Annotated in this window: 20 protein-coding genes; 8 read left to right on the top strand and 12 right to left on the bottom strand. The window is 65.7% G+C overall.

The features are described from left to right. Positions 1 to 5 precede the first annotated feature (5 nt). Positions 6 to 725 carry a hypothetical protein gene (locus E1742_RS25080; protein WP_229466340.1) on the top strand — a complete coding sequence of 240 codons (720 nt, stop codon included), beginning with the start codon at positions 6 to 8 and terminating at the stop codon, positions 723 to 725. 34 nt (positions 726 to 759) lie between these two features. Here the strand turns inward: E1742_RS25080 and E1742_RS25075 are convergent, their stop codons facing one another. Both E1742_RS25075 and E1742_RS25070 read right to left on the bottom strand, forming a co-directional pair. Then, positions 760 to 2,157, bottom strand: a complete 1,398-nt coding sequence (locus E1742_RS25075; RefSeq protein WP_134387747.1) for a glycoside hydrolase family 19 protein — start codon at positions 2,155 to 2,157, stop codon at positions 760 to 762. A gap of 243 nt (positions 2,158 to 2,400) precedes the next feature. Next, positions 2,401 to 3,366 carry a LysR substrate-binding domain-containing protein gene (locus E1742_RS25070; protein ID WP_206076709.1) on the bottom strand — a complete coding sequence of 322 codons (966 nt, stop codon included), beginning with the start codon at positions 3,364 to 3,366 and terminating at the stop codon, positions 2,401 to 2,403. 83 nt (positions 3,367 to 3,449) lie between these two features. Between E1742_RS25070 and E1742_RS25065 the strand changes: the two genes are divergently transcribed. After that, complete coding sequence (locus E1742_RS25065; protein ID WP_134387745.1) at positions 3,450 to 4,439, top strand: MBL fold metallo-hydrolase; 990 nt, start codon at positions 3,450 to 3,452, stop codon at positions 4,437 to 4,439. Between the two features lie 16 nt (positions 4,440 to 4,455). Here the strand turns inward: E1742_RS25065 and E1742_RS25060 are convergent, their stop codons facing one another. Both E1742_RS25060 and E1742_RS25055 read right to left on the bottom strand, forming a co-directional pair. Continuing rightward, complete coding sequence (locus E1742_RS25060) at positions 4,456 to 5,223, bottom strand: hypothetical protein (protein ID WP_134387744.1); 768 nt, start codon at positions 5,221 to 5,223, stop codon at positions 4,456 to 4,458. 63 nt (positions 5,224 to 5,286) lie between these two features. Further along, positions 5,287 to 6,702, bottom strand: coding sequence for a sulfatase family protein (locus E1742_RS25055; RefSeq protein WP_134387743.1), 1,416 nt, complete (start codon positions 6,700 to 6,702; stop codon positions 5,287 to 5,289). A gap of 463 nt (positions 6,703 to 7,165) precedes the next feature. Here E1742_RS25055 and E1742_RS25050 point away from each other — a divergent pair, with 463 nt between their 5' ends. Together E1742_RS25050 and E1742_RS25045 are read left to right on the top strand one after the other, a co-directional pair. Next, on the top strand, positions 7,166 to 7,345 hold the full coding sequence (locus E1742_RS25050) for a hypothetical protein (protein WP_134387742.1): 180 nt from the start codon (positions 7,166 to 7,168) through the stop codon (positions 7,343 to 7,345). 133 nt (positions 7,346 to 7,478) lie between these two features. Next, positions 7,479 to 8,093: an outer membrane beta-barrel protein gene (locus E1742_RS25045; protein ID WP_134387741.1), complete on the top strand. Its 615-nt coding sequence runs from the start codon at positions 7,479 to 7,481 to the stop codon at positions 8,091 to 8,093. A 174-nt stretch (positions 8,094 to 8,267) separates the two neighbouring features. Here E1742_RS25045 and ppa read toward each other — a convergent pair whose 3' ends face one another. The 5 genes from ppa to hemC all read right to left on the bottom strand — a co-directional run bounded on the left by ppa (position 8,268) and on the right by hemC (position 13,058). After that, on the bottom strand, positions 8,268 to 8,801 hold the full coding sequence (gene ppa, locus E1742_RS25040) for an inorganic diphosphatase (protein WP_134387740.1): 534 nt from the start codon (positions 8,799 to 8,801) through the stop codon (positions 8,268 to 8,270). Positions 8,802 to 8,927: 126 nt separating this feature from the next. Beyond that, on the bottom strand, positions 8,928 to 10,124 hold the full coding sequence (locus tag E1742_RS25035) for a heme biosynthesis protein HemY (protein WP_134387739.1): 1,197 nt from the start codon (positions 10,122 to 10,124) through the stop codon (positions 8,928 to 8,930). 2 nt (positions 10,125 to 10,126) lie between these two features. Continuing rightward, a complete protein-coding gene (locus E1742_RS25030; protein WP_134387738.1) occupies positions 10,127 to 11,317 on the bottom strand; it encodes a uroporphyrinogen-III C-methyltransferase in 1,191 nt (396 codons plus the stop codon). Next, complete coding sequence (locus E1742_RS25025; RefSeq protein ID WP_134387737.1) at positions 11,314 to 12,084, bottom strand: uroporphyrinogen-III synthase; 771 nt, start codon at positions 12,082 to 12,084, stop codon at positions 11,314 to 11,316. The genes E1742_RS25030 and E1742_RS25025 overlap by 4 nt, the downstream gene beginning before the upstream one ends. A gap of 2 nt (positions 12,085 to 12,086) precedes the next feature. Continuing rightward, the gene (gene hemC, locus E1742_RS25020; RefSeq protein WP_134388348.1) at positions 12,087 to 13,058 is read right to left on the bottom strand and encodes a hydroxymethylbilane synthase; all 972 of its coding nucleotides are present in this window, start codon (positions 13,056 to 13,058) and stop codon (positions 12,087 to 12,089) included. Between the two features lie 219 nt (positions 13,059 to 13,277). Between hemC and ppc the strand changes: the two genes are divergently transcribed. The 3 genes from ppc to E1742_RS25005 all read left to right on the top strand — a co-directional run bounded on the left by ppc (position 13,278) and on the right by E1742_RS25005 (position 20,245). Further along, entirely contained in the window at positions 13,278 to 16,109 is a 2,832-nt protein-coding gene (gene ppc, locus E1742_RS25015; RefSeq protein ID WP_134387736.1) for a phosphoenolpyruvate carboxylase, read from the top strand. A gap of 183 nt (positions 16,110 to 16,292) precedes the next feature. After that, positions 16,293 to 19,436, top strand: coding sequence for a heparinase II/III domain-containing protein (locus tag E1742_RS25010; protein ID WP_134387735.1), 3,144 nt, complete (start codon positions 16,293 to 16,295; stop codon positions 19,434 to 19,436). 188 nt (positions 19,437 to 19,624) lie between these two features. After that, positions 19,625 to 20,245: a head GIN domain-containing protein gene (locus E1742_RS25005; RefSeq protein WP_134387734.1), complete on the top strand. Its 621-nt coding sequence runs from the start codon at positions 19,625 to 19,627 to the stop codon at positions 20,243 to 20,245. A gap of 50 nt (positions 20,246 to 20,295) precedes the next feature. Here E1742_RS25005 and E1742_RS25000 read toward each other — a convergent pair whose 3' ends face one another. After that, positions 20,296 to 20,979 carry a GNAT family N-acetyltransferase gene (locus tag E1742_RS25000; RefSeq protein WP_134387733.1) on the bottom strand — a complete coding sequence of 228 codons (684 nt, stop codon included), beginning with the start codon at positions 20,977 to 20,979 and terminating at the stop codon, positions 20,296 to 20,298. A gap of 47 nt (positions 20,980 to 21,026) precedes the next feature. Here E1742_RS25000 and E1742_RS24995 point away from each other — a divergent pair, with 47 nt between their 5' ends. After that, a complete protein-coding gene (locus E1742_RS24995) occupies positions 21,027 to 21,362 on the top strand; it encodes a zinc ribbon domain-containing protein YjdM (RefSeq protein WP_134387732.1) in 336 nt (111 codons plus the stop codon). A 4-nt stretch (positions 21,363 to 21,366) separates the two neighbouring features. Here E1742_RS24995 and E1742_RS24990 read toward each other — a convergent pair whose 3' ends face one another. Both E1742_RS24990 and E1742_RS24985 read right to left on the bottom strand, forming a co-directional pair. Continuing rightward, positions 21,367 to 21,906 carry a hypothetical protein gene (locus tag E1742_RS24990; protein WP_134387731.1) on the bottom strand — a complete coding sequence of 180 codons (540 nt, stop codon included), beginning with the start codon at positions 21,904 to 21,906 and terminating at the stop codon, positions 21,367 to 21,369. After that, positions 21,903 to 22,880, bottom strand: a complete 978-nt coding sequence (locus E1742_RS24985) for a 2-dehydropantoate 2-reductase (protein WP_134387730.1) — start codon at positions 22,878 to 22,880, stop codon at positions 21,903 to 21,905. The genes E1742_RS24990 and E1742_RS24985 overlap by 4 nt, the downstream gene beginning before the upstream one ends. Positions 22,881 to 22,931: the final 51 nt, after the last annotated feature.

Here is a 22,931-nt window from a genome sequence, read left to right as displayed (position 1 = left end):
GAAAAATGAAAAAAACGACCACGACCTCCCTCGAGAAGCTCGTCCGCCGCTGTTGCTTTGCCCTCGGTACCGCCGCCCTGGCGTGCGCAGTCGCCGCCGCCCCGGCCATCGCGACTGACACGCCGGCAATCCCCGCGTACGTCGGGCCACCGGCGCGGGCCGATTTCGGCAACGTCACGCCATCGGCCGAAGCACGGCAGTTGGCGGACTGGATCGTCGACTCCGACAACCATCGCCGCCTTCCCTTCATCATCGTCGACAAGCAGTACGCCACGGCGTATGCGTTCCATGCCGACGGCGTGCTGCGTGGCGCGGCGCCCGTCCTGCTGGGACTGGCCATTGGCGACGACTCCGTCCCGGGCATCGGCGAGCGCAAGCTGTCGGCGATCCGGCCCGAGGAACGCACGACGCCTGCCGGCCGCTTCGTCGCCGCGCTCGATCGCAACCTGCACGGTACAGAAATCCTGTGGGTCGACTACGATGCCGCGATCTCGCTGCATCGCGTCGTCACGACGGCGCCGAAAGAGCGCCGGGCCGAGCGCCTGGCCAGCCCGACGCCGCTCGACAACCGGGTCTCCTACGGCTGCATCAATGTGCCCAGGGACTTCTTCGACCGCGTCGTCGGCCCGGCATTCAAGGGCACCAACGGCATCGTCTACGTACTGCCGGAAAACCGCTCGGCGCAGGAAGTGTTCGGTTCATACGACGTGGACCGGCAGCACTGAGATGCCGGGCCCGCGCCGGCCGTCCAGGCCCTGATCATCGCAATACCACCCCCCAGTTCTTCTCGACGCACCGGACGTAGTTCCCCGGCATCAACGCGCTGTACGGCGTCTGGTAGCTGACCAGCTGGCACTGGTGGTCGCCGCCGCCGTTCCAGTTCTTCTCCCAATAGATCGGATAGGCGGCCGAACTGGATGGACCGAAACGTCCCATCGTCGCGCACGACAGCTGTTCGCCGGCCACGTTCCAGCCCATGTCCCGCGCGAACTCCTTGTAGTAGTCGATGCGGTTCTGCGCAGCCGCCTTTTCCGTGCCGGTGCCGCATTCGGCGTTGATGATCATGATCGTCGTGGCGAAGTTGTTGCCCGCGCCGGCCGCCGTGTCGGCCGCATTCGGCACCCACGTGCCGTCGATCACGTGCAGCATGGAAGGCTTGGGCGGCTGCGGATAGACGAAGAAGAACGTGGCCGAGGCCAGGTTGAGCCACGTCGACGCGACGAGGTCGGGATTTTTCAGCAGCACCGACTGGTCGCCGTTGTGCATCGCCTGCGAGAACGGGCCGTAGTTATAGTTGTACGACAGCTGCTTGGCGCCGCGCCCGAAGTATTTTTTATACGTGCCGTCCGCATTCGTGCCGCAGGCCCAGACGGTGTTGAAGACGGGGTCGGCGCATTCGGCGTTGTAGCCGCAGCTCGTGCCTGTCTCGTCGCAGCCCAACTCGCGCAGGTACTTCAGGCCCTGGCGCCACTGCGGCAGCGGGATGCTGGCGTTATGGTCGCCGGTCTCCTGCGCGAAGTGCGCGAACATCGTCGCCAGCGCATGGCGGCAAATGGCATCGGCGTTGCGGCCGTCCGCGTAGTCGTCGCACACGGCCGGGAATTTCGCCACCGCCTGCAAGAAACGCGTGTACGTGTAGCTCGATTCGCGCGCGGGGAAGTAGTAGTCCCACTTCGCCGCGGGCAGCAGGCGCTCGATACGGCGTACGTTGACGGGATTGGCGGGTGCGCCGGGCGTGACCGCTTCCACCGCCGCGTTGTCGAGCGTGCGCACCGACGCTTTGACCTTCCTGAAGAAGTCGTTGTCCGTCAACTGCGCCTCGCGCGCCTCGGCCTGCGCCCTGGTCGGCACGCCGCCCGGCTGCGTGGGCGTTTCGGGATCGGGCACGGGCCCGGTCGCATCGCCCAGGTACTTCCACGCGCCATACGGATCGGCCGTCGGCGCGCTGGCCTGGTTCCACCATTTCGCTTCGTACTGCTTGCCCTGGTAGGTGGCGCACATGCCGGTCGTATAGACCTGGGCGGCGCTCCATGCGGGGCAGCTGGCGACGACGCCACCGGCCAGCGTGCGCGGGGCCGCCGGCGCGGCGGGGTCGCTGCCGCCGCAGGCGGTCAGCAGCAGTGCCAGGGCCGGCGCGGCGATCGTGGATGTCTGCATGGTGTCTCCGTCGTTGAACTCGCGCCCCGGCGGACGCTGCGGACACGATGGGCTGCTGCAGGAACGTCGTCAAGTGGTTTCAGAACTTCCTTTCGGACCAATACCAGTTACGGTCAGGCACGCATGGCCTCCAGGCCGGAAAGCCTGTCACGGCGGGCGCCGTACATGTCCGAAACGGGACAAGCTGTTATGGCAGCGATACCGCTTTGAACGGCCCGCGAAGTGGTATCGCCCCTCCCGGCATCACCTTTGGCGGGTTTGCCGCCGGCCCTGCGCCGCCACAACCTCGATCGCCCCCAACAGCCAGACGAGCGCCGGGTCCTGGGCGCGCCGCGCATGCCATGCGGCGGTGGCGACGAAACCGGGCAGCGCGAACGGGATGGGCGAATCCACCAGCTGGCGGCCGGCCCAGCGCTCGGCCAGCACGTCCGGCACCGTCGCGATGAGGGGACTTGCGCGCAGCAGTTCGGGCAGCGTGGCGAAGCGCGGTGTGGTGCAGCGCACGTCGCGCCGCAGCCCCAGCCCCGCCAGCATCTCGTCGGCCGCGCTTTCGAACACGGCGCGGTAGCTGACCAGCACGTGCGGGTTGGCGACGTATTGGTCCAGGGTCAGCGGCGTGCCGTCCGTCAGGCTGCGCCGGTACAGGCAGCGGAATGCCATCGTGCGCAGGCGGCGCGTCCTGAGCCAGCGCGGGCCGTCCACCTGCGGCCCGATCGCCAGGTCGATCTGGCCGTTTTCCAGCATCTCGACAAACGAAAACGGGTCGCTGGCCCGCACGGCAATCCGCACGCCCGGTGCCTGTTCCCGCAGGCGCCCGAGCAGTCCTGGCAGCAGCCAGATCTCGACCCAGTCCGGCACGCCGACGGTAAACGTGTGCTCCGCGCCGGCCGGATCGAAGCTGGCCGGCGCGAACAGCGCCGCCTGCATCTGCTCGACAACCGGCGTCAACGTGGCCTCCAGCTCCTGCGCGCGCGCCGTCGGCACCATGCCGGCGGGCGTGCGGACCAGCAGCTCGTCGCCGAACTGCTCGCGCAGCCGCGCCAATGCGGCACTGGCTGCAGGCTGGCCGATGAACAGCTTCGCGGCCGCGCGCGACACGCTGCGTTCGCGCATCAGCACCAGAAACGTCACCAGCAGGTTCAGGTCGATGCCGCGGAACCGGCGTTCGTCGATCATGGTCAGCCCATCATTCGTATCGATAATGAACATTGTATCAATCGATTTGTGCAATGGGCAGGCTTGCCCGATCATGCGGTCATGCCGCGCGAAACGACGCGCTCAGGGAGGAACGGATGAAAACGATGAAAACGATGGGAACGGCGCTGCTGCTGGCCGCGGCGCTGGCAGGCAATCCGGCGGCACCGGCCAGCGCCGCCGCGCCGCAGGTACTGACGCAGGCGCCGGGCTATTACCGGACCCTGCTCGGAACATTCGAAGTCACGGCGCTGTCCGACGGCACCGTCACCATCCCGCTCGACGAGCTGCTGACCGGCACGTCGACGCAGCATGTCCGCACGACGCTGGCGCGCAGCCACCTGGCGCCGCGCGTCGAAACCTCAATCAATGCCTTCCTCGTCAACACGGGCAAGCACCTGGTACTGGTCGACACGGGCGCCGGCGCGCTGTTCGGCCCCGACGCAGGCGGCCGCCTGCAAGAGAGCATCCGCGCGGCCGGCTACAGCGCCGAACAGATCGACGCTGTACTGCTCACGCACATCCATGGCGATCACTCGGGCGGCCTGTCCGCCGGCGGGAAGATGCTGTTCCCCAACGCCGATATCTACGTCAACCGGCACGATGCGGCGTTCTGGCTCGATATGGGGAACCGGGCGCGCGCGCCGGAAAACCAGCGCGCGGGGTTCGACCAGGCGGCGGCGCAGTTCGCGCCGTATCGTGCAGCCGGCAAGGTGAAGACGTTCGACGGCGCCACCGAGCTGCTGCCGGGGATCCGGACGTCGCCCGCCGTGGGCCACACGCCGGGCCACACCGTCTACGTGGCCAGGAGCGGCGACAGGGCGCTGCACTTCTGGGGCGACATGCTGCACGCGCAGGACGTGCAGTTCGCCGAGCCGGACGTGACGATCGCATTCGACGTCGACAGTCCCGCCGCCGCCCGCCAGCGCAAGGCTGCGCTGAAGGATGCCGCCGCAGGAGGCTACCTCGTGGCGGCCGCACACGTGTCGTTCCCCGGCATCGGCTACGTGCGCGTCCAGGGCAAGGGATTCGAATGGCTGCCGCTGCCATACAGCTCGCTGCAGCGGGCGTCCGTGCCTGGCGGCTGACGTCCGCCCGTCTCGATCAGGGCAATGGCGACTCGGGCCAGCGCAGCGCCCCGGCGGCATCCTCGTGGAGGTCCGGCAAATTCAGGTCGGCCGGACCTGACTTCCCGCCCGGCGTGTGGGTGAAGTAATTGAAGTCGAGTTCGATCTTGTCCCGCAGGTCGCCCGCGTAGGATGCCGGATACAGCGCCTGCTCGGTCCGGGGCAGCCCGTTGAAATGCTCCAGCGCCGCGCTGAAGAAATTGGTCAGCTTGCCCGTCTCGTGGTATTCCTGCATCGCCTGTGCCACGGCCCGCGTGCGCCACTGCTGTTCCTCGTCGTACGCCTGGCGGTAGGCGGCGCGTTGCTCATTGATGGTGAACGTGCCGCTGGTGTCGTTGGCGATCGTCGAGAGCTGCTCGCGCGACAGCCCCGCAAAGGGATTGGGGCCGCGCAGGTTCTCGATATAGGCATTGGCCGCCAGTGCCGACGCGGTGGCATTTGCATCGGCCGGGTCGGGCACTTGCCGCGCCGCCGCGGCCTTGTGCTGTGCGTCCAGCGGGTAGGTGATGCGCTCGATGTTGCTGCGCACCTTGTCGCCGAGCGCCTCGTGCGACAGCCCGGCATTCTGCGCTCCGGCGGCACCCTCCGCCCGCGACAGCCTGGCGGCAAGCGAGGAAATAGCGACGCCGGAAGACGCCGGCGACAGCGACGCGGCTGGCGCCTTGGCAGCCGGTGCGCCAGCCGGCGCGGGGCGCGCAGCATGGTGCGCCGGGTGGACGACTGTATTGGTTGCGACGATTGCCATGATACCGTTCCTTGTCAAACGAGGTTGACTGATGGTAGCACACGCCGGCGGCGCCTTCCGACCTCAGTCGATCCGAGGCCCGTACCGGTCCGCCTGCACCTCGCCCGTCACGCCATGGGTGTTGACGTCCGGCGTGATCGGCAGCATGCCGGCGTTCCAGTCGTCCCACTGCGCTTTCAGGTCGGCCAGCTTGTCCGGATGTTTTGCCGCCAGGTTGGCCCGTTCGCGCTGGTCCCGCGAGAGGTCGAACAGGAATTCGTTTTCGTTCAGTTTGAGGTATTTCCAGTCGCCCGCGCGCACGGCCTTCTGTTCGTTGGCCTTGTAGCGCCAGAACAGCGTGCGCTCGCCCGGCTTCTCGTCGCCCAGCAGCACGGGCAACAGGTTGTGGCCATCGCTGGGGTGCGACGCCGCCGGCGCGGTGCCGGCCGCCGCCAGCAATGTCGGCAGCCAGTCCATGCTGATCGCCACCTGGTGGCTCACCGCCCTGGCGCGGATGCGCGCGGGCCAGCGCACCAGGGCCGGCACGCGGATGCCGCCTTCCAGCAGTTCCGTCTTCTGGCCCGAGAACGGCCACGTCTGCGAGAAGCGCTCGCCGCCGTTATCGCTGGTGAAGACGACGATGGTGTTCTCCGCCAGGCCCTTCTCTTCCAGTGCCTTCAGCACGCGGCCGACGGAGGCATCCAGCGCCGCCACCATCTTGCCGTAGGTGGCCAGGCTGCCGCCGTCGTAGTGGAAGATATTGTCGATCTCGCGCGAGACTTCCTCGTCCTTCGGACCTTCCCACGGCCAGTGCGGCGCCGTGTAGTGCAGCGACAGCAGGAACGGCTGCCCCGGAGTCTGCTTGCGGATGAAGCCCGCGGCGCGCTCGCCCAGCAGGTCCGTGTAGTAGCCCGCTTCATGCACGGGTACTTCGCCTTCGTACAGGTCTTCCTTTACGTGCGCGCCAACGCCCGGCTTGTGCGTGAAGTAGTCGATGGCACCGCCGTAGTTGCCGTAGAACGTGTCGTAGCCGCTTTTCAGCGGGCCGAAATTCGGCAGCGAACCCAGATGCCATTTGCCGAACAGCGCGGTGCGATAGCCCGCCTTCTGCAGCAGCGACGGCAGCGTGGGATGATCCGGCGGCAGGCCGACGGCATCGGACGCGCCGGCCAGCGGCTCTTCCAGCCCGCCGCGCAGGCGGTACTGGTAGCGTCCCGTAATCAGGCCGAAACGCGTGGCGGAGCAGACTGCGGAATTGGAATAGGCCTGCGTCAGCCGCACGCCCTGCGCGGCCAGCCGGTCCAGGTTTGGCGTGGCGAAGTCGCGCTGGCCGTAGACGCCCAGGTCCGCGTAGCCCAGGTCGTCGGCCAGGATGAACAGAATATTGGGACGGGCCTGCGAATCCTTCGCGCCCGCGGCGTGGCCCGCCAATGGCGCCAGCGCCAGCGTGGACAGGCCCTTGATGACGGTGCGGCGATTGCGGTCGATCGGCTTGCTCATATTCCTCCTCGTGGATGCGTCGCTCGTTGGAGGACCCATCATAGGGAGAGGCCGGCAGCGGCACCACGAAGCAATTCGCATGACCTTATTCGGCCGCGCCGCATTTGCTCATGCGCTAAGTGTGGCCGCGGTGGTGCGGCAACGGGACGGCCGCGTCCTCGCCGCTTGCGTTCCGCAAGCGAAGCGACCATCGTGAATCAGGGGTCGGGGCACAGGAGGAAGCATGCGACATCCCGGAGATTGTCAGGCCGCGCCGGTCCGGCCCCACGCTGCACATCATCGAATTCGACGACCAGGGTTGGCCATCCCGCGCACCCGGCGCCACGGAAACGCCAGTCCCAGCTTCCGCATCGATTGCGCCATCGACGATATCACCGCCCGCTGAAGCGCGACCGGTGCAAGGCACTGATCTTCGTGTGGGTACACATGCGATCCCCGACCACAGCAGCATCTCGCGCCACCGATGGAATATCTGGTGGAGCAGCTGTACGAAGACACGGGCGCCCTGCCCCGATTCGGCCTGTCGCGCGGCTCGCCCGGTGGCGCGGCGGCGCTCGTCGCGGACTGCGGGGAACAGTGTCCGTATCGTTGGGTCGTCAGTCTGCCGCGCCGTACCGCAGCAGACTGGATGCGGGATACGTGAGGTGTAAATGTTGGTAACATTCTCTCGGCAACTGACGCCGCACGCCTATCGTCCCAATGCTGTGTTTCGCCGCATAATGGCGGTTCGAGGGTTCTCACGCTTCGCCATGGGGTTGCCAGCATAGGAGGTTTTTTTGAAACTCATCCACTCCATACTTGCTCTTGCGTTTCTCGTCATGGGCGGTGCGCAGGCGCAGTTCGGCGAGCAGTCGACCGATTTTCACGATCGCCTCGGCAGGACGTCGACGCCGGCCGAAAAGGCGTGGCAACCGCGTGCGCGTATCTATGGCAGGAGCGTGGCTGAGAATTCCAACGACCGCCTCTACAAGGGAATGTTCAAGACCGATCCGAGACTGCTGATTGGCGTTGAGCTGTCGCCGAACTGGGCGCTTGAGGCTGGCTACGTGAATTTGTTCGACCGGGGCTTTCACCGGGTCAACGAGCGCGACCCGGGTGACACTGCCGGGGCTCTTGGCGCGAACGGCTCCAGCACTCACGCGGCGATCAAATACAGCGGGGAAATTACCGATCGGCTTTCCGCTTATGGGAAGGTCGGGATAGCCTACAGCGAGACAACGACGGATGATCGAAAAGCGCAAACCGGGCTATATACCGGCGTCGGCGTGAAGCTCAAGATGAATGAGCGGATGTGGATAGGCGTTGAATACGGTAGCCATGGCGGAGGCTTGAAAAGCCTGGGCGATTCAAATGCAAATGCAGTCAAGGTAAATGTCGGGATCCGGTTCTGAATCCGAAGGTCCTTCTGCCAGGATTTTCATGCCGGCGGCGCGCCCGCGACGGGCGAAAGCTCACGCAGTATTCGCGGGGCGCGAAGGCCAGCCCCCGACACGTCCCGCACCCGGAATAGACCGGCGACAAAAAAGGCACCCCGCAGGGTGCCTCTCTCGCTGAACCGAAACCGATCAGGCCTGTGGCTTGTAAGCCGCGACGCCGTCCAGGATTTCCTGCTTGGCCGATTCCGGACCTTCCCAGCCGTCGACCTTGACCCACTTCCCTGGCTCCAGGTCCTTGTAGTGCTCGAAGAAGTGCTGGATCTGCTGCAGGCGCAGGTCCTGCAGGTCTTCCGGCTTCTGCCAGTGCTTGTAGATCGGCAGGACCTTATCGACCGGCACGGCCAGCACTTTCGCGTCCTGGCCCGCTTCGTCCGTCATCTTCAGCACGCCGATGGCGCGGCAGCGCACGACGACGCCAGGAATCAGCGGGAACGGCGTGATGACCAGCACGTCGACCGGGTCGCCGTCGGCCGACAGCGTGTTCGGCACGTAGCCGTAGTTGCACGGGTAGTGCATCGCCGTGCCCATGAAACGGTCGACGAAGATGGCGCCCGATTCCTTGTCCACTTCGTACTTGATCGGATCGGCGTTCATCGGGATTTCGATGATGACGTTGAAGTCGTTTGGCACGTCGCGGCCGGCGGACACTTTGTTCAGGCTCATGGTTTTCCTCTAAATACAGCTCGGTGGTTATACAAATTTCATCAGACAAGTCGCGCAATTATAGCCAAACTGCGGCCACACCGCGCCCGCATGGGCGCAGCGGCAGGCGTAACGCTACGTTGTGGGCTACAGGATTGTCGCCAGCGCGCACTGGCGATAGTGATTGGCCGCCTCTTCCGGCTGCTGCAGCGCCTCGTGCAGCTGCGCCAGTTTCAGGTGCGCCTCGCGCACCATGGCGGGATCGGTCGCGTCGGACAGCGCGCCTTCCAGGTAGCGCTGCGCCTTGCCCCACAGCTTCTGCTTCAGGCACAGGGAACCCAGCGTCAGCGCCAGGTCCGCATCGTTGGGACGTGCCACCAGCCACGCCTCGCAATGCTCGATCTGGGCCAGCAGCGCGGCCGAGCCGGCCGGTGCGGCCGCGTCGCGGTAGGCACGCACGACACGTTCGTCCCAGTTGGCCTTCAGCGATTCCTCGGCCACCTGGCGCGCCTCGTCGTGCAGGCCGCGCGCATTGAGCGCCGTCGCGGCGCGGCAGGCCACGTAGGGCTTGACGCGGTCGACGGCGGGAATCGTCGACCACACGCGCAGCAGCGATTCCGCGTCGTGCGTCTTGTCGGACAGCAGATCCGTGTAGGCCAGTTCGCGCAGCCGCGTCGACAGCGCGGGATGCAGCGCCTTGTGCTTGTCCAGCGAACGGACCAGGCGCAGCACTTCCGGCCAGTTCTTCGCCTGCTGCTCCGCTTTCAGCGACCATTGCAGCGCGTGGATGTGGCGCGTGCCGCTGGCATTCAGTTCGCGCACGGCCGCCAGCGCCGCTTCGGGCTGATGGTCGTCCACCAGCAGCTCCGTCATCGTCATCAGGCGCGCCGTCTTCATCGTCGGGTCGTCGGCGATGCGTGCGACCCACTGGTCGCGGCGCGCGTGCTGGCGCATGCGGTGCGCGGCGCGGGCACCGATCAATGCCGCCACGCCGGCGTTTTCCGGCAGTTCGGCGGCGCGCAGCGCGGCCTTCTCGGCATGGCCGAAACGGCCTTCGAACAGCGCCTTCAATGCATCACGCAGGCCCTTGTTGCCGTCCCGCTCGCGCTTGCGCTGGCGGTATTCGGCCACGCGTGCGGGCATGCGCATCGTGGCGCGCACGGCGCGCACGACGGCATACAGCAGCACGAACAGCGCCGCCATCAGCACGACAAAGAAGTTCAGCGACAGGTCCATCCGGTACGGCGGATAGAACAGCACCACATTGCCGGGATTGAAACGTGCCGTCACGGCGATGCCGATGGCCGTCGCCATCAGGGCGAGTACCCAGAGGAAAAAACGCATGGTCAAGGCTTCGCTTTGTAGTTGCGCACGGCGTTCAGGCTGTCGACAAGGGTTGGCATCTCGATGGCGAGATTGCTGCCCTGGACCTGGCGCAGCAGCGCCTGCACCGTCTGCGTCTGGCGGGCGCGCGTGTCGAAGTAACGCAGCAGCGCTTCCTGCGCGGCCAGCAGGTCGGCGCGGAAGGCGGCCTCGTTGCGCGACAACAGGGCCATGCGCGCGTTCAGCAGGCGCAGCTTCAGGTTTTCACGCAGGAAGTAGGCGTGTTCCGGCGCCAGCATCATCGCCTCCGGATTTTCCACGGTGCGCACGCGCAGCAGCTGGCGCACGTCCGTCCACATCTCGCCGGTCCAGCCGGTCCAGACGCCCTGCACGCGCGTCAACCACGAATCCGGCGACTGCGCGGGCGGCGGCGCCTCGACCGGTTCCGCCTTGCCGCGGACGCCCTTGCGGACCGACGCGTTCTTCGGCGCGGCCGCTGCCATCGGCGGCGTCGCGTCACTCAGCATCGGCAGAGAATCCACCTGCGCGATCACGTTGTCGAGCCGCACGGCCAGGCCGACGGAATCGACGGACGGCAGCGCCTTCAACTTCTCCGTGTCGCGCGCGATCGCCCGGCGGATCGTGATGAACTGCGGCTTGTCCGAGCGCGACAGGCTGCGGTCCGCGTTCTGCAGCGCGATCAGCGCCCCCGGCACGTTACCGGCCAGCTGCAACTGCTGGCTGGCTGTCGACAGCACCTGTTCGATCTCGGCCAGGGCCCACTCGTCGCGGTTCTTCGACATGTCGTTGTACAGCTGCTCCAGCGCGAGTTGCTGCGCCTGCGCCTCCTGCTGGCGCCCTTCCAGCACGCCCACCTTGACTTGCAGTTCCTTCGTCGCATCCTGCGTGGCGCGCACCAGCTGGGCGGCCTCGCCCGTCATCGCATCGTTCTTCTGCAGCCGGCGCGCCATCTCTTCGCGCAGGTTGCGGATCTGCCGGTTCGTGCCGATCGTCTGCGCGGCCAGCAGCACGGCCAGCGCGATGACTGCGATCGACGTCGGACGGCGCAACCAGCCGCCGCCCGTGGAGGCAGGCGATGGCGGCGGGCTGACCGGCGGGGGACTGACGGGTGGCGACGCGGCCGGCGGGCTGGCAGTGGCGCCAGCCGGTGCGGCCGGGTCGGCGGTGTTCGAAATTGTAGGCAGTTCGTTCATGGGCGTGATTGTAACGCGGCGAGCAGGCGCTCGTCGCCGGATCCTGTCAGCGTTACGCGGCGCAGCCCCAGTTCATGCGCCGTGGCGGCGATCCGGGCGTGCGGCACGATCAGTTGCTGTTGTTGCATCTTTGCCACAATGTCATCCGACTCCATCGCGGCCAGCAGTTGCAGCAGCCCGCGCAGCGCCTCCGAGCTGGTGACGATCCAGTCGTTTTCCGTCTGCAGCAGGGCCGCCAGCCGTTCGCGCAGGGCCGGTGTCAGCGCCGGAATGCTGCGCCGGTAGGCGGCAATCGTGGTCACGTCGGCGCCCGCCGCCCGCAGGCCATCGGCCATCAGCTCGCGGCCGGATTCGCCGCGTACGATCAGCACGCGCCGGCCGCGCAGCGCGGCCAGGTCGAGCGTTTGCAGCAGGTGTTCGGAGTCGCTCCGTTCCGCGTCGGCCGGGCTGACGATGTCGACATCGGCGGACGTGATGCCATGCGCCGCCAGCGCCGCCCGGCTGCCCTCGCCCAGCACGGCCAGCGTGACGCTGGCCGGCCAGCGTTCGATATGGGCAAACGCGGCATCGATGGCGTTGGGGGACACGAAGGCCACCAGCGCGTAGTCGCGCAGGCTTGCGAGCGTGGCCGCCAGGGCCGAGGGGTCGGGCAACGGTGCGATCTCCAGCAGCGGCAGCACTTCCACATCGCGGCCCAGCGCGCGCACCTGGGCGGCCAGCGGCAGTGCCTGGGCCAGCGGCCGGGTAATGACGACGGCGCCCGGCATCCTCAGGCGGCGCCGTCCGCGGCGGCCTTCGCTTCGGCGAGGATGGCCAGCGCATCCTGCTGGCGCAGCTTGTCGGCCACCTGGTCGCCCAGCTGGGTGGCATCGACGGCGGGACCGTGCACCTCGGCACTGGCAACGCGCTTGCCGTCCGGCGTCGCGACCATCGCGCGCAGGCGCATCGTGCCGGCGTCGATGGTCGCGTACGCGGCCAGCGGCACCTGGCAGCTGCCGCCGAACACTTTCGACACGCGCCGCTCGGCCGTCACCGCCTGGCTCGTCGCCACGTCGTTCAACGGCGCCAGCAGCGCCATCAGGTCGATGCCATCGGCACGCGGCGTGTCCGTGTGGGCGATCTCGATGGCCATCGCGCCCTGCCCCGCGGCCGGCAGGCTCGTTTCCGGCGCCAGCAGCGCGCGGATGCGCTCTTCCATGCCGAGCCGTTTCAGGCCGGCGGCAGCCAGGATGATGGCGGCGTAGTCGCCCCGATCCAGCTTGCCCAGGCGCGTATCCAGATTGCCGCGCAGCGGCTTGACGACAAGGTGCGGGTAGTGCGCGGCGATCAGCGACTGGCGCCGCAGGCTGCTGGTGCCAACGACGGCACCGGGCGGCAGGTCGCCCAGCCCGTCGTAGTCGTTCGACACGAACGCGTCGCGCGGGTCCTCGCGCTCCAGCACGGCCGCCAGCGCGAAGCCTTCCGGCAGGTCCATCGGCACGTCCTTGAGCGAGTGGACAGCCAGGTCGGCGCGGCCGTCGGCCATCGCGACCTCCAGCTCCTTGACGAACAGGCCCTTGCCGCCGACCTTGGACAGGCTGCGGTCGAGAATCTGGTCGCCACGCGTCGTCATCCCGAGAATCGTAACGTCACATAGCGGATATAATATTGACAAGCGCGCACGCACATGTTCGGCCTGCCACATGGCCAGCCGGCTTTCGCGCGAGGCGATTACCAGTCTGGAGGGGGCCTGCTCTGCCATTTCAGATGTATTCAAAACCAATCTTTCAAAAACGTAGTTTCAGCATAGTTTCAGCATAGTTTCAACTGAATCCGACCGAGTTTCGCTGTTGCCGACGCCAACCGGCGTCTGCCAGTTACCCGCGCATGAATATAGAACCATAAATTTTAGCATGCGCTCCCATTGCAGCCTGTGGCCAAAAGCCTTTGCACCGACACCTATCCCTTTACTGAAACAACCATGGTAAATTTTGCTAGTGCGACAGACGAACAAAACAACGAAACCACTGCCAGTGACAAGGACGCGCCGCTGAAAGAAGACATCCGCCTGCTCGGCCGCCTGCTGGGCGACGTGCTGCGGGAGCAGGAAGGCGAGGAAGTCTTCGCCGTTGTCGAAACCATCCGCCAGACCGCGGTGCGCTTCCGCCGCGAGGCCGACGCGGGCGCCGCCAAGGAGCTGGACGGCATGCTGAAGATCCTCACGCGCGAGCAGACGATCACCGTCGTGCGCGCGTTCTCGTACTTCTCGCACCTGGCCAATATCGCGGAAGACCAGCACCATATCCGCCGCCGCCGCGCCCACCTGCTGGCCGGCTCCGCGCCCAAGCGCGGCAGCATCGGCCACGCGCTGGCGAAACTGAAGGAGGCCGGCGTCGACAAGGACACGGTGGACGGCTTCTTCCACGACGCGCTGATCTCCCCGGTGCTGACGGCGCACCCCACCGAGGTGCAGCGTAAATCCATCCTGGACGCGGAACACGATATCGCCCGCCTGCTGGCCGAGCGCGACCTGCCGTTGACGCCGCGCGAACGCGCCGCCAACCTGCACATGCTGCGCGTGCGCATCGCCACGTTGTGGCAGACGCGCATGCTGCGCTACACGAAACTGACGGTGGCCGACGAGATTGAAAATGCGCTGTCGTACTACCGCATCACGTTCCTGCGCGAGGTGCCGGGCCTGTACGACGATATCGAGGACGACATCGCCACCCTGTACGGCACCGAGCAGCCGTCGCAGATCCGCGCGCCCTACCTGCAGATGGGCAGCTGGATCGGCGGCGACCGTGACGGCAACCCGAACGTCAACGCCGGCACGATGCAGCATGCACTGCAGCGCCACGCCACGACGATCATTGACTTCTACCTGGACGAAGCGCACGCGCTGGGCGCCGACCTGTCGATCTCCACCTTGATGGTGTCGTGCAGCCCGGAGCTGCAGGCGCTGGCGGACGCATCGCCCGACCAGTCCGACCACCGCGCAGATGAACCGTACCGCCGCGCCCTGATCGGCATCTATGCGCGCCTGGCCGCCACCGCGCGCGCGCTGGGCGCGGCCAACATCCTGCGCAAGGAAGTGGGGCATGCCGAACCGTATGCCGATGCCACGGCCTTCTCGGCCGACCTGCAGGTGCTGATCGCGTCGCTGGAAGCCAACCACGCCGGCATGCTGGCGCGCCCGCGCCTGACGACCCTGAAACGCGCGGCGGACGTCTTCGGCTTCCACCTGGCGTCGCTGGACATGCGCCAGTCGTCCGACGTGCACGAGCGCGTGCTCGCCGAGCTGTTTGCCCGCGCCGGTGGCGAGCCGGCCTACGCAAGCCTGGACGAGGACGCGAAAGTGAAACTGCTGCTGGCCGAACTGGCGCAGCCACGCCTGCTGTATTCGCCGTACATCGAGTATTCGCCGGAGACGCAATCGGAGCTGTCGATCTTCCGCGCCGGCCGCGAAATCCGCCAGCGCTACGGCGCACGTGCGATCCGCAACTACATCATCTCGCATACGGAAACCGTGTCCGACCTGCTGGAAGTGCTGGTGCTGCAGCAGGAAACGGGGCTGCTGCGCCAGGGCGCGGACGGATCGACCACAGCCGACCTGATGGTGATTCCGCTGTTCGAAACGATTCCCGACCTGCAGCGCGCCGCCGGCATCATGGAAGAAGTGATGGCGCTGCCGCTGGTGAAGGGCCTTGTCGAGCAGCAGGGCCGCATCCAGGAAGTCATGCTGGGCTACTCGGATTCGAACAAGGACGGCGGCTTCCTGACGTCCAACTGGGAACTGTACAAGGCGGAAATCGCGCTGATCGACGTGTTTGCCAAGGCTGGCGTGAAGCTGCGCCTGTTCCATGGCCGCGGCGGCACCGTGGGACGCGGCGGCGGTCCAAGCTACGAGGCCATCCTGGCGCAGCCGAAAGGCACCGTCAATGGCCAGATACGCCTGACGGAACAGGGCGAGATCATCGCCTCCAAATTCTCCAACGCGGAAATCGGCCGGCGCAACCTGGAGCGCCTAGTGGCCGCCACGCTGGAAGCGAGCCTGCTGCCGCCGCCCGCCGGTGCCGCGCAGCAGGAGCAGCTGGCCGGCTTCGAAGCCGTGATGGCGGAGATATCAAGCCTGGCCTACAAGGCGTACCGCAACCTGGTCTACGAAACGCCGGGCTTCACGGACTACTTCTTTGCCGCGACACCGATCGCGGAGATCGCGGAACTGAACCTGGGTTCGCGTCCGGCCTCGCGCAAATCGACGAAACGCATCGAAGACCTGCGCGCGATCCCGTGGGGCTTCTCGTGGGGCCAGTGCCGCCTGCTGCTGCCGGGCTGGTACGGCTTCGGCAGCGCCATCGGCCAATGGATCGCCGCCGGCGAGCGCGAACAGCGCATCGCGCAGCTGCGCGACATGGTCGCGCACTGGCCATTCTTCGCCACGCTGCTGTCGAACATGGACATGGTGCTGGCCAAAACCGACCTCGCCATCGCCTCGCGCTACGCGGAGCTGGTGGCGGACCAGGAACTGCGCGAGCGCATTTTCCGCCGCATCGGCGAAGAATACCGGCATACGCTGGAATGCCTGGAGTCGATCACGGGCACGACCGAGCGCCTGGCCGGCAATCCGTTGCTGGCCCGCTCGATCACCAACCGCTTCGCCTACCTGGACCCACTGAACCACCTGCAGGTGGAGCTGATCAAGCGCCACCGCGCGCTGTCGTCCGATCCGGACAAGGCCGACCCGCGCGTGCATCGGGGGATTCATCTGTCGATCAATGGGGTGGCGGCGGGGTTGCGGAACACTGGCTGATCCCGCCCGCGGATGCTGGTTAGCTGCCTGCATCCGCGGTACCGGAACCCACACGGAAAACGGCAAGCCGATGCCTTCCTCTCCGCCGCCGATAGAATATCTCGGCACCGGGTGATAATTGGAGAGAAATTTCGTTTTTTGGCGGGGTAATATCTTGTAATTATCACACTACAAGGAACTACCATGCGCCTGTCACTCGCCCGCCTGGGCATCGCCGTCGCCGTCAGTGGACTCTTCGCCGCAAGCGCGCACGCGCTGCCAGGCACCGTGCGGACCGATCATCCCCGCCTGTATGCCTCGCTCGATGACCTGCGCCGGCTGGTCAAACAGCTCCCGCTGTTAAACCAAACCCTGCCTGAAGAGACGAGCGCTACCGATCGCGTGTTTTTCCCCGGAAAACGGGGTCGTGTGAGCTTTACTTTTAAGCCGACCCGGCGGACGGGAACGGATGAGCTCAAGGCGGGCATTTTCGGCAGCCGTGGAGTCAACAAGGATGGTATATATCTTCATTACTTCTCGTCGGACGAGCGTAATGCCGTACTTGATGTTGGCGCTGTTTTGCGTGATCCAAAAGGTGAAAGCGCCGCTGGCAGTACGGGTACGCAAATTACCATACCGCTCGATGTCGAGACGGTCATTGAAGTCCAATGGGACGCAGACCTGGGCAAGATAGCGATCTCCACCTCCGGCGCTCAGGTGTGGGAGGGCAAGCTGCCTGGTACATTCAATGCAAACGAGCAGCCGTTCCTGTTCGGCGGTCGCCGTGGCGACCGGATGCCGGTGTTCCGGATTTACAACGAGAGCGACAAGCTTATCCGCCAGTTCGCCGCCAACGGAAGCACTCCCGCTGACAGCAGCCCTGTCGACCTGGAGCTAGGGGCTGCGTGGCAAAAGCTGTTGGCGCTCGCGCGCGCGCGGGCAACGGATTTCGCCCTATGCGCCAAGGAGATTGCGCCACAAAAATGTGAGGTGACGAAAGGCGGTCGCGTGCAGAACATCGGGCCCGCTAAGATGCTGGCACTCGCATACAGGCTTTCGGGCGAGCGCACCTTCCTGGATGCGGCGCTGAATCACATCAACCTGATCTACGCAGTGAATGAGGGGGTGATGATCGAAAGCGCCAAAACCCACGCCGGCACCGGCGGCGAATGGAGCATGTCTGCACGCGTGGGGGCAATGGGTGTCTATTACGACTGGCTGTACGGTGCCCTGTCCGTCCCACAGAAGCAAGTCTTGCGGGAGGCTATCACAAAAACTGTCACGTTCAACAATGCCGGACACGATGACCTGCGATATTCAATCTGCGGTAACGCGGAAATGTCGGGCATGGCCTGTGCCGAAGGATGGGAGACGCAGGACGGGCCGAACTCTATCTCACGCAATTATATTACCGGCCACACCCAGTCCGCCCAGTTCGGCACGGTGCTGGGCCTGCTCGCCATCGAGAACGAGCAGAACGACGTCAATGACCTGATCAGCACCATCTATCGGCATTTCGAAACAGGTTACCTTCCTGCCCGGGCCGCAGTTTCGTACCCGACCATATCCGACGAAGCCCTCATGGCTCAGCCATGGCTGAAAAACTCTTCGCGCGGCGGACACCAGACATTGTTCGCGTATAACAGCGCTTCGATCGGCGAGCTGCCGGAGCGGTTGCTGGTATGGCAGCGCGCACTCACGCTCGGTGGCAGCGCTGCCGGATTGCAGGCCCCCTGGCTGCCGTCCATGATCTCGCCTTACCTTTATGGGCTGCGCGGTGACGGCAAATTCCCGGCCAGCGGTGACAATTTCGACTACGCCCTGAACGACTCCGAACTGGCGTCGTTGGCGCTGACTGCCGCGCAGGAAGGCAACGCCACAGCGTATGGCTTCTACCAGAAAGAGATCGTAGCCCGGCGCCCAATGCACCACTCTCGCGTGCTATGGGAGCGGTTGCTGTATCCGGTGCCGGCAACCCAGGCAGCGCAATCGCCCGACGAGCTGCCGCTGTCGGTACACTATCCCGTGGCAGGCAATGTCCTGATGCGCAACAGCTGGGTCTATCCGGACGCGGCACTGCTCGATTTCAAGTCCGCTTCGTTCATCAGCGAGAATCATCATCATCTGGACCAGAACAGTTTCTCACTCTTCTACAAGGCCCCGCTGCTGGTAGACTCGGGACAGTATGACGAATATCAGACAGTGCACTGGAAGAATTACTACGAGCGTACGATTGCCCATAATTCCATCGTCCTGTTCGACCCGGCGGAGAAATTTACCTATACGAACAATGAAGTGTGGAGCAACGACGGCGGCCAGTGGTTCGACGAGCGCAAAACCTATCCGACGGTCGAGGAGATCGGGGGCGACAATAAACTCGATGGCGTGACGGCGTACGAAGAAGGCGGCTGGTATGCCTATACGGAAGGCAACGCGACGAAGGCGTACAAGCGCGACAAGCTCAATGACAAAGCTGGCTTCCTGCGCAGCGTCATCTATCTGCGCCCGGAAGGCCGCCCGAACGATCCCGATGCCAAGGCAACGGTGGTCGTGTTCGACAAGGTCCGTACCGCCGCTGGCAAGGCGCTGGCCGCCACTTCGCTGCTGCATATGACCGGAAGGCCGGTCGCAAGTGGCGAACCTATTGGCAAAGAGGGCCGCTACACATATCCATTCGGATCGGACCAGTCCACTTTCACGATTCGCAAGGACGGCGGCATGGCCACTATCCAGGCCCTGCTACCCAAAAGCGGCAAGGCGACGCTTGTCGGGGGCCTCAATTACAAGGGCTCCACGGATACTGAATACACCTGCAAGCAGGCGGGCCTGAAAGACAAGATCCTGACTGTCACCGGCACCAGCGGCGATTGCCGGTACCTGGTCCAGGGCTCCGTCGCCGGCGTATTCGGCTGGTACAACTACACCCCGGCGAATCTCACAAACATCAACTCTGACAATGGCCAATGGCGCCTTGAATTTTCTCCGGCAACGACACCCGTGGCAGGCGCGGCGCAATACTTCCTGAACGTGATCCGCGCCGCCGACAGCGACATGGCCGCCGGACCGGTCACGTTGCGGGACGAGCAGAAAGCAGTGCTGGTGGACACCGGCTATGAGACCGTCGGGGTGCAGATCGGCTCGGATCGCCGCATCATCTTCAACGGCGGAACACAACAGAATATGTGGCCGGTTTGGCAGCCCGGCAGCTTCCAGGGAACGACACTGGTGGTTGGTCTGTTGCCGAACAGCTGTTACTCCCTAGTGGATCACGAAGGCAAGAAAGCGCTGAAACCTAGTGTGGGTTGTACTTACAAGAGCTCGGCTGCCGGCGTAGTGACGATCCGCTGAACCACGGCAGGAGGTGCCGTTCGACAGAGACCGGCGCTCGCCGCGGCAGGGTCCCAGACCGGCAGCCCTGCCGATTTTTTACCAGCGTCCCGCACATTCTCGTAGAATCTGCTGAAGCTGCGCGCCGCTCGACAATATTGTATGCGCCTGAAGCCGCGCCTTCCGTCGACGATACCAAGAAAGCCTTTATGCATCGCTCCCTGCTGCTTGCCTGCCTCTGCGCCCTCGCCACCACCGCCCATGCCGCCGAAGAAAGCCGCACCCTCGCCCCGTTCCGCGCCATCGCCGTCACCGGCCCGATCGACCTGCGCGTTGACGCGGGCAAGGCGCAGTCCGTGCGCATCAGCGGCAGTAACGAGTTCCTGGGGCGCGTGCGCACGATCGTCAAGGACGGCGAACTGCGCATCGACTATCCGGGCAAGGCCAGCAAGACGACGGACGGGGGCAGGATCGTCGTGACGCTGCCCTCGCTCGTCAAATGCATGGTCGAAGGCGCGGGCGAAGTGGACATCGACAATCTGAACGAAGAGCGCGTCGACCTGCAGTTCCAGGGCGCCGGCCATCTGTCGGCCAAGGGGAAGACGAAGTGGCTGCGGCTGAAGGCGCAGGGCGTCGGCCACGTCGACACGAAGGAGCTGAAGGCGGAGCGGACGGACGTGAACTTCGAAGGCATCGGCGAAGTATCGATCCACGCCAGCCAGACGCTGAACGCCGTGGTGCGGGGGCTGGGCAACGTGGTCTATTACGGCCGCCCGAAGACGCTGAACAAGTCGGCGTCGGGGCTGGGTAAGATATCGTCGGGCGATTAATCCGCCAGGGACACGGACCTTCACTCGCGCCCTGCCCCCGACGCCCGCCATCACCGCGGCACGACAAGCTTCGCATGCCGCAACTGCCGCACCCGCACGAATCCCAGCGTCTCGTACAAACCGATCGCCCGCGCGTTGCGGCTGCCCACGTGCAGCATCGGCATCACGCCGTCCTCCTGCATACCATGCATCACATGGCGCACCAACAGCCCGGCATAGCCCCGTCCCGTGAACTCGTGATGCGTGCAGACGGCGCTGACTTCGCGCAGGTCGCCGAAGTCCATCCGCTCGCCCGATAACGCCACCAGCCGGCCGCCATCATGGATGCCGAGGTAGCGTCCCATGGTGCCGGTACGGGCGCGGAAGTAGCCGGGAAACGCAATCGCGGTGAGCTCCTGCATCGCCGGGTCCAGCGCGTCGAGCACCGTCACGCCATCGCGCGGCGGCGCCGCAACCGGGCCGCCACGATAGACCATCTGCGTCACGCCACCCAGCTCTTCCAACCGCCAGCCATCCGGCACCGTCGGAATCGCGCCGACAAAGTAGACGTCCTCTGTCAGGTACTCCAGACTGGTGGCCGGCACGAACATGCCCTCTTCCGGCACGGCGCAAAAAGGCGCCACGTCCGGCGCGTAACGGCGCATTTCGCCCAGCGTGTGCGCCAGGTGCTGCTGCCCGCTGTGCAGCGCGGCCCAGACAGGGTTGGTCAGTTGCGCGGTCATCTCTTCAATCATCGTCCCACTCCCATACTGTATACTCCCGCGTTTTGCCAAGGCCCACCATGAGCTCCCTGCCAACCTGCCCTCAATGCGGTTCCGAATTCACCTACGAGGATGGCAGCAACCTGGTGTGCCCCGAGTGCGCGCACGAGTGGGCGCCCGGGGCCGCCGCCGTTGACGCGGCGCGCGTCTACCGCGACGCGGCCGGCAACGTGCTGCAGGACGGCGACACCGTCACCGTCATCAAGGACCTGAAACCGAAGGGCTCCGGCGGCGTCATCAAGCAGGGCACGAAGGTCAAGAACATCCGCCTGGTCGACAGCGACCACGATATCGACTGCAAGATCGAAGGCTTTGGCGCCATGAGCCTGAAGTCCGAGTTCGTGCGCAAGGTCTGACGACTCAGCGCTTCGCGGCTGTCAGCTCCTGCACCGCTTCCCGGTACTGCCGTGAGTTCTTCAGCCGCTCCATGTAGCGGATCGGCCGCCTTGACTTGAGTGGCATCGTCGTGTCGGCAAGCGCGGCCCGTGGGCCGCACGAATCCTGGCAAGTGGGCTCTTCATTCGGTCTCACACGATCGGTCAACAGCAGGTTGTTCTCCTGCACCGACAGGATCACCGTGCAGGCTCGCGGCTGTTCCGCTGTCGGTGCCGCACGGTAGACGTACCTGTCGCCGTCCCTGCCGGCAATACCGTAGAAGGAGCAGCTGCGGCCATTAGAGAAGCTCAGGTCCGCGCGCACATCAACATGGTCATCGTCGAAGCGCACGACTTCCACGATATCCTCGGCATCCTCCACCGTCTCCCCGACGCCGGGCATCTGGAAGGTCGTCTTGAACCGCTTCTTGTAGACACCCTCGATATCGGCAATGGCCGGTGCCGCCGCGTTGGCGATGCCTGCCGCCAGCACTGTCAGCAGGAACACCGTACACGCGGCCCTCATGCCGGATACAGCCCGCGCGAACGGGCGAACAGCCGCGTCAAGCCGAACAAGGCATCGATGTTCGGCGTCGCGAGGCCGACGCGCTGGCCGATCTCGCGCACGGCGCCGACGATCGCATCGAGTTCGATGGGGCGGCCCGTCTCCACGTCCTGCAGCATCGACGTTTTAAAAGCCCCCAGCTTGCGCGTCACGCCATGGCGATCCTCCGGCGTTTCGTCGATGGCGCAGCCGATGCGTGCGCCGATGGCGCCGGCCTCGCGCATCGCGGCGATGCAGAAGGCGCTGGCGAGCGGATCGTCCAGCAGCCGGTCGGCCGTCGCGCCCGTCATGGCGGTAACAGGATTGGTCGTCATATTGCCCCACAATTTGTACCAGATATCGTAGCGGATCCGGTTCGACAGCGTGACGCCGAAGCCCGCTTCGCCCAGCACCGCGGCCACCTGTTCCGCCCGCGCCGATGTGCCGCCGTCGGGTTCGCCCACGATCAGGCCATTGCCCATCCTGTGCTGCACGATGCCCGGCGCCAGCGTCGACGTGGACGCATGCACGACGCAGCCCAGCACCCGCTCGTACGGGATCGCCGCGCCCACCGCGCCGCCCGGATCGACGCTGTCCAGCGGCCCGCCCGGCAGCGCGCTGGCGCCTTCGGCAAACCACCACGGCACGCCGTTCATCGCCGGCAGCACGATCGTGTCGCGGCCCAGCAGCGGCGCGATAGCGCGGGCGACGTCGCCCAGCGCCGGGCCCTTGACCGCGACGACGACCAGATCCTGCACCCCGAGTTCGGCCGCATCCTGCGCCGCGACAACGGGCGCCTGCACCAGCCGGTCCTCCTGATGCAGGCGCCAGCCATGCCCGCGCAAGGCGGCCAGCGTGGCGCCGCGCGCCAGGGCGGACGTGGCGATACCGCTAGCCGCCAGCCGCGCGCCAATGAAACCGCCGACCGCGCCGGCCCCCACGATACATACTTTCATTTTTTCTCCGCTGTGGCAAAGTGCTCGGGATATTGCGGAAATAATAACGTA

The organism is Pseudoduganella plicata (genome assembly GCF_004421005.1).
Taxonomy (GTDB): domain Bacteria; phylum Pseudomonadota; class Gammaproteobacteria; order Burkholderiales; family Burkholderiaceae_D; genus Rugamonas; species Rugamonas plicata.
The sequence above is the reverse complement of the archived record's forward strand: the minus strand, read 5'-3'. Positions and strand labels throughout refer to the sequence as shown.

Excerpts from the sequence above, each read along its gene's own strand:
- E1742_RS25010 (WP_134387735.1), top strand. The coding sequence starts at position 16,293 with ATGCGCCTGTCACTCGCCCGCCTGGGCATCGCCGTCGCCGTCAGTGGA.
- E1742_RS24990 (WP_134387731.1), bottom strand. The coding sequence starts at position 21,906 with ATGAGGGCCGCGTGTACGGTGTTCCTGCTGACAGTGCTGGCGGCAGGC.
- E1742_RS25030 (WP_134387738.1), bottom strand. The coding sequence starts at position 11,317 with ATGAACGAACTGCCTACAATTTCGAACACCGCCGACCCGGCCGCACCG.
- E1742_RS25050 (WP_134387742.1), top strand. The coding sequence starts at position 7,166 with ATGGAATATCTGGTGGAGCAGCTGTACGAAGACACGGGCGCCCTGCCC.
- E1742_RS25055 (WP_134387743.1), bottom strand. The coding sequence starts at position 6,702 with ATGAGCAAGCCGATCGACCGCAATCGCCGCACCGTCATCAAGGGCCTG.
- E1742_RS25065 (WP_134387745.1), top strand. The coding sequence starts at position 3,450 with ATGAAAACGATGAAAACGATGGGAACGGCGCTGCTGCTGGCCGCGGCG.
- E1742_RS25080 (WP_229466340.1), top strand. The coding sequence starts at position 6 with ATGAAAAAAACGACCACGACCTCCCTCGAGAAGCTCGTCCGCCGCTGT.
- E1742_RS25070 (WP_206076709.1), bottom strand. The coding sequence starts at position 3,366 with ATGTTCATTATCGATACGAATGATGGGCTGACCATGATCGACGAACGC.
- E1742_RS24985 (WP_134387730.1), bottom strand. The coding sequence starts at position 22,880 with ATGAAAGTATGTATCGTGGGGGCCGGCGCGGTCGGCGGTTTCATTGGC.
- E1742_RS25025 (WP_134387737.1), bottom strand. The coding sequence starts at position 12,084 with ATGCCGGGCGCCGTCGTCATTACCCGGCCGCTGGCCCAGGCACTGCCG.
- E1742_RS25035 (WP_134387739.1), bottom strand. The coding sequence starts at position 10,124 with ATGCGTTTTTTCCTCTGGGTACTCGCCCTGATGGCGACGGCCATCGGC.
- E1742_RS25060 (WP_134387744.1), bottom strand. The coding sequence starts at position 5,223 with ATGGCAATCGTCGCAACCAATACAGTCGTCCACCCGGCGCACCATGCT.
- E1742_RS25005 (WP_134387734.1), top strand. The coding sequence starts at position 19,625 with ATGCATCGCTCCCTGCTGCTTGCCTGCCTCTGCGCCCTCGCCACCACC.
- ppc (WP_134387736.1), top strand. The coding sequence starts at position 13,278 with ATGGTAAATTTTGCTAGTGCGACAGACGAACAAAACAACGAAACCACT.
- E1742_RS25075 (WP_134387747.1), bottom strand. The coding sequence starts at position 2,157 with ATGCAGACATCCACGATCGCCGCGCCGGCCCTGGCACTGCTGCTGACC.
- hemC (WP_134388348.1), bottom strand. The coding sequence starts at position 13,058 with ATGGCAGAGCAGGCCCCCTCCAGACTGGTAATCGCCTCGCGCGAAAGC.
- E1742_RS25000 (WP_134387733.1), bottom strand. The coding sequence starts at position 20,979 with ATGATTGAAGAGATGACCGCGCAACTGACCAACCCTGTCTGGGCCGCG.
- ppa (WP_134387740.1), bottom strand. The coding sequence starts at position 8,801 with ATGAGCCTGAACAAAGTGTCCGCCGGCCGCGACGTGCCAAACGACTTC.
- E1742_RS24995 (WP_134387732.1), top strand. The coding sequence starts at position 21,027 with ATGAGCTCCCTGCCAACCTGCCCTCAATGCGGTTCCGAATTCACCTAC.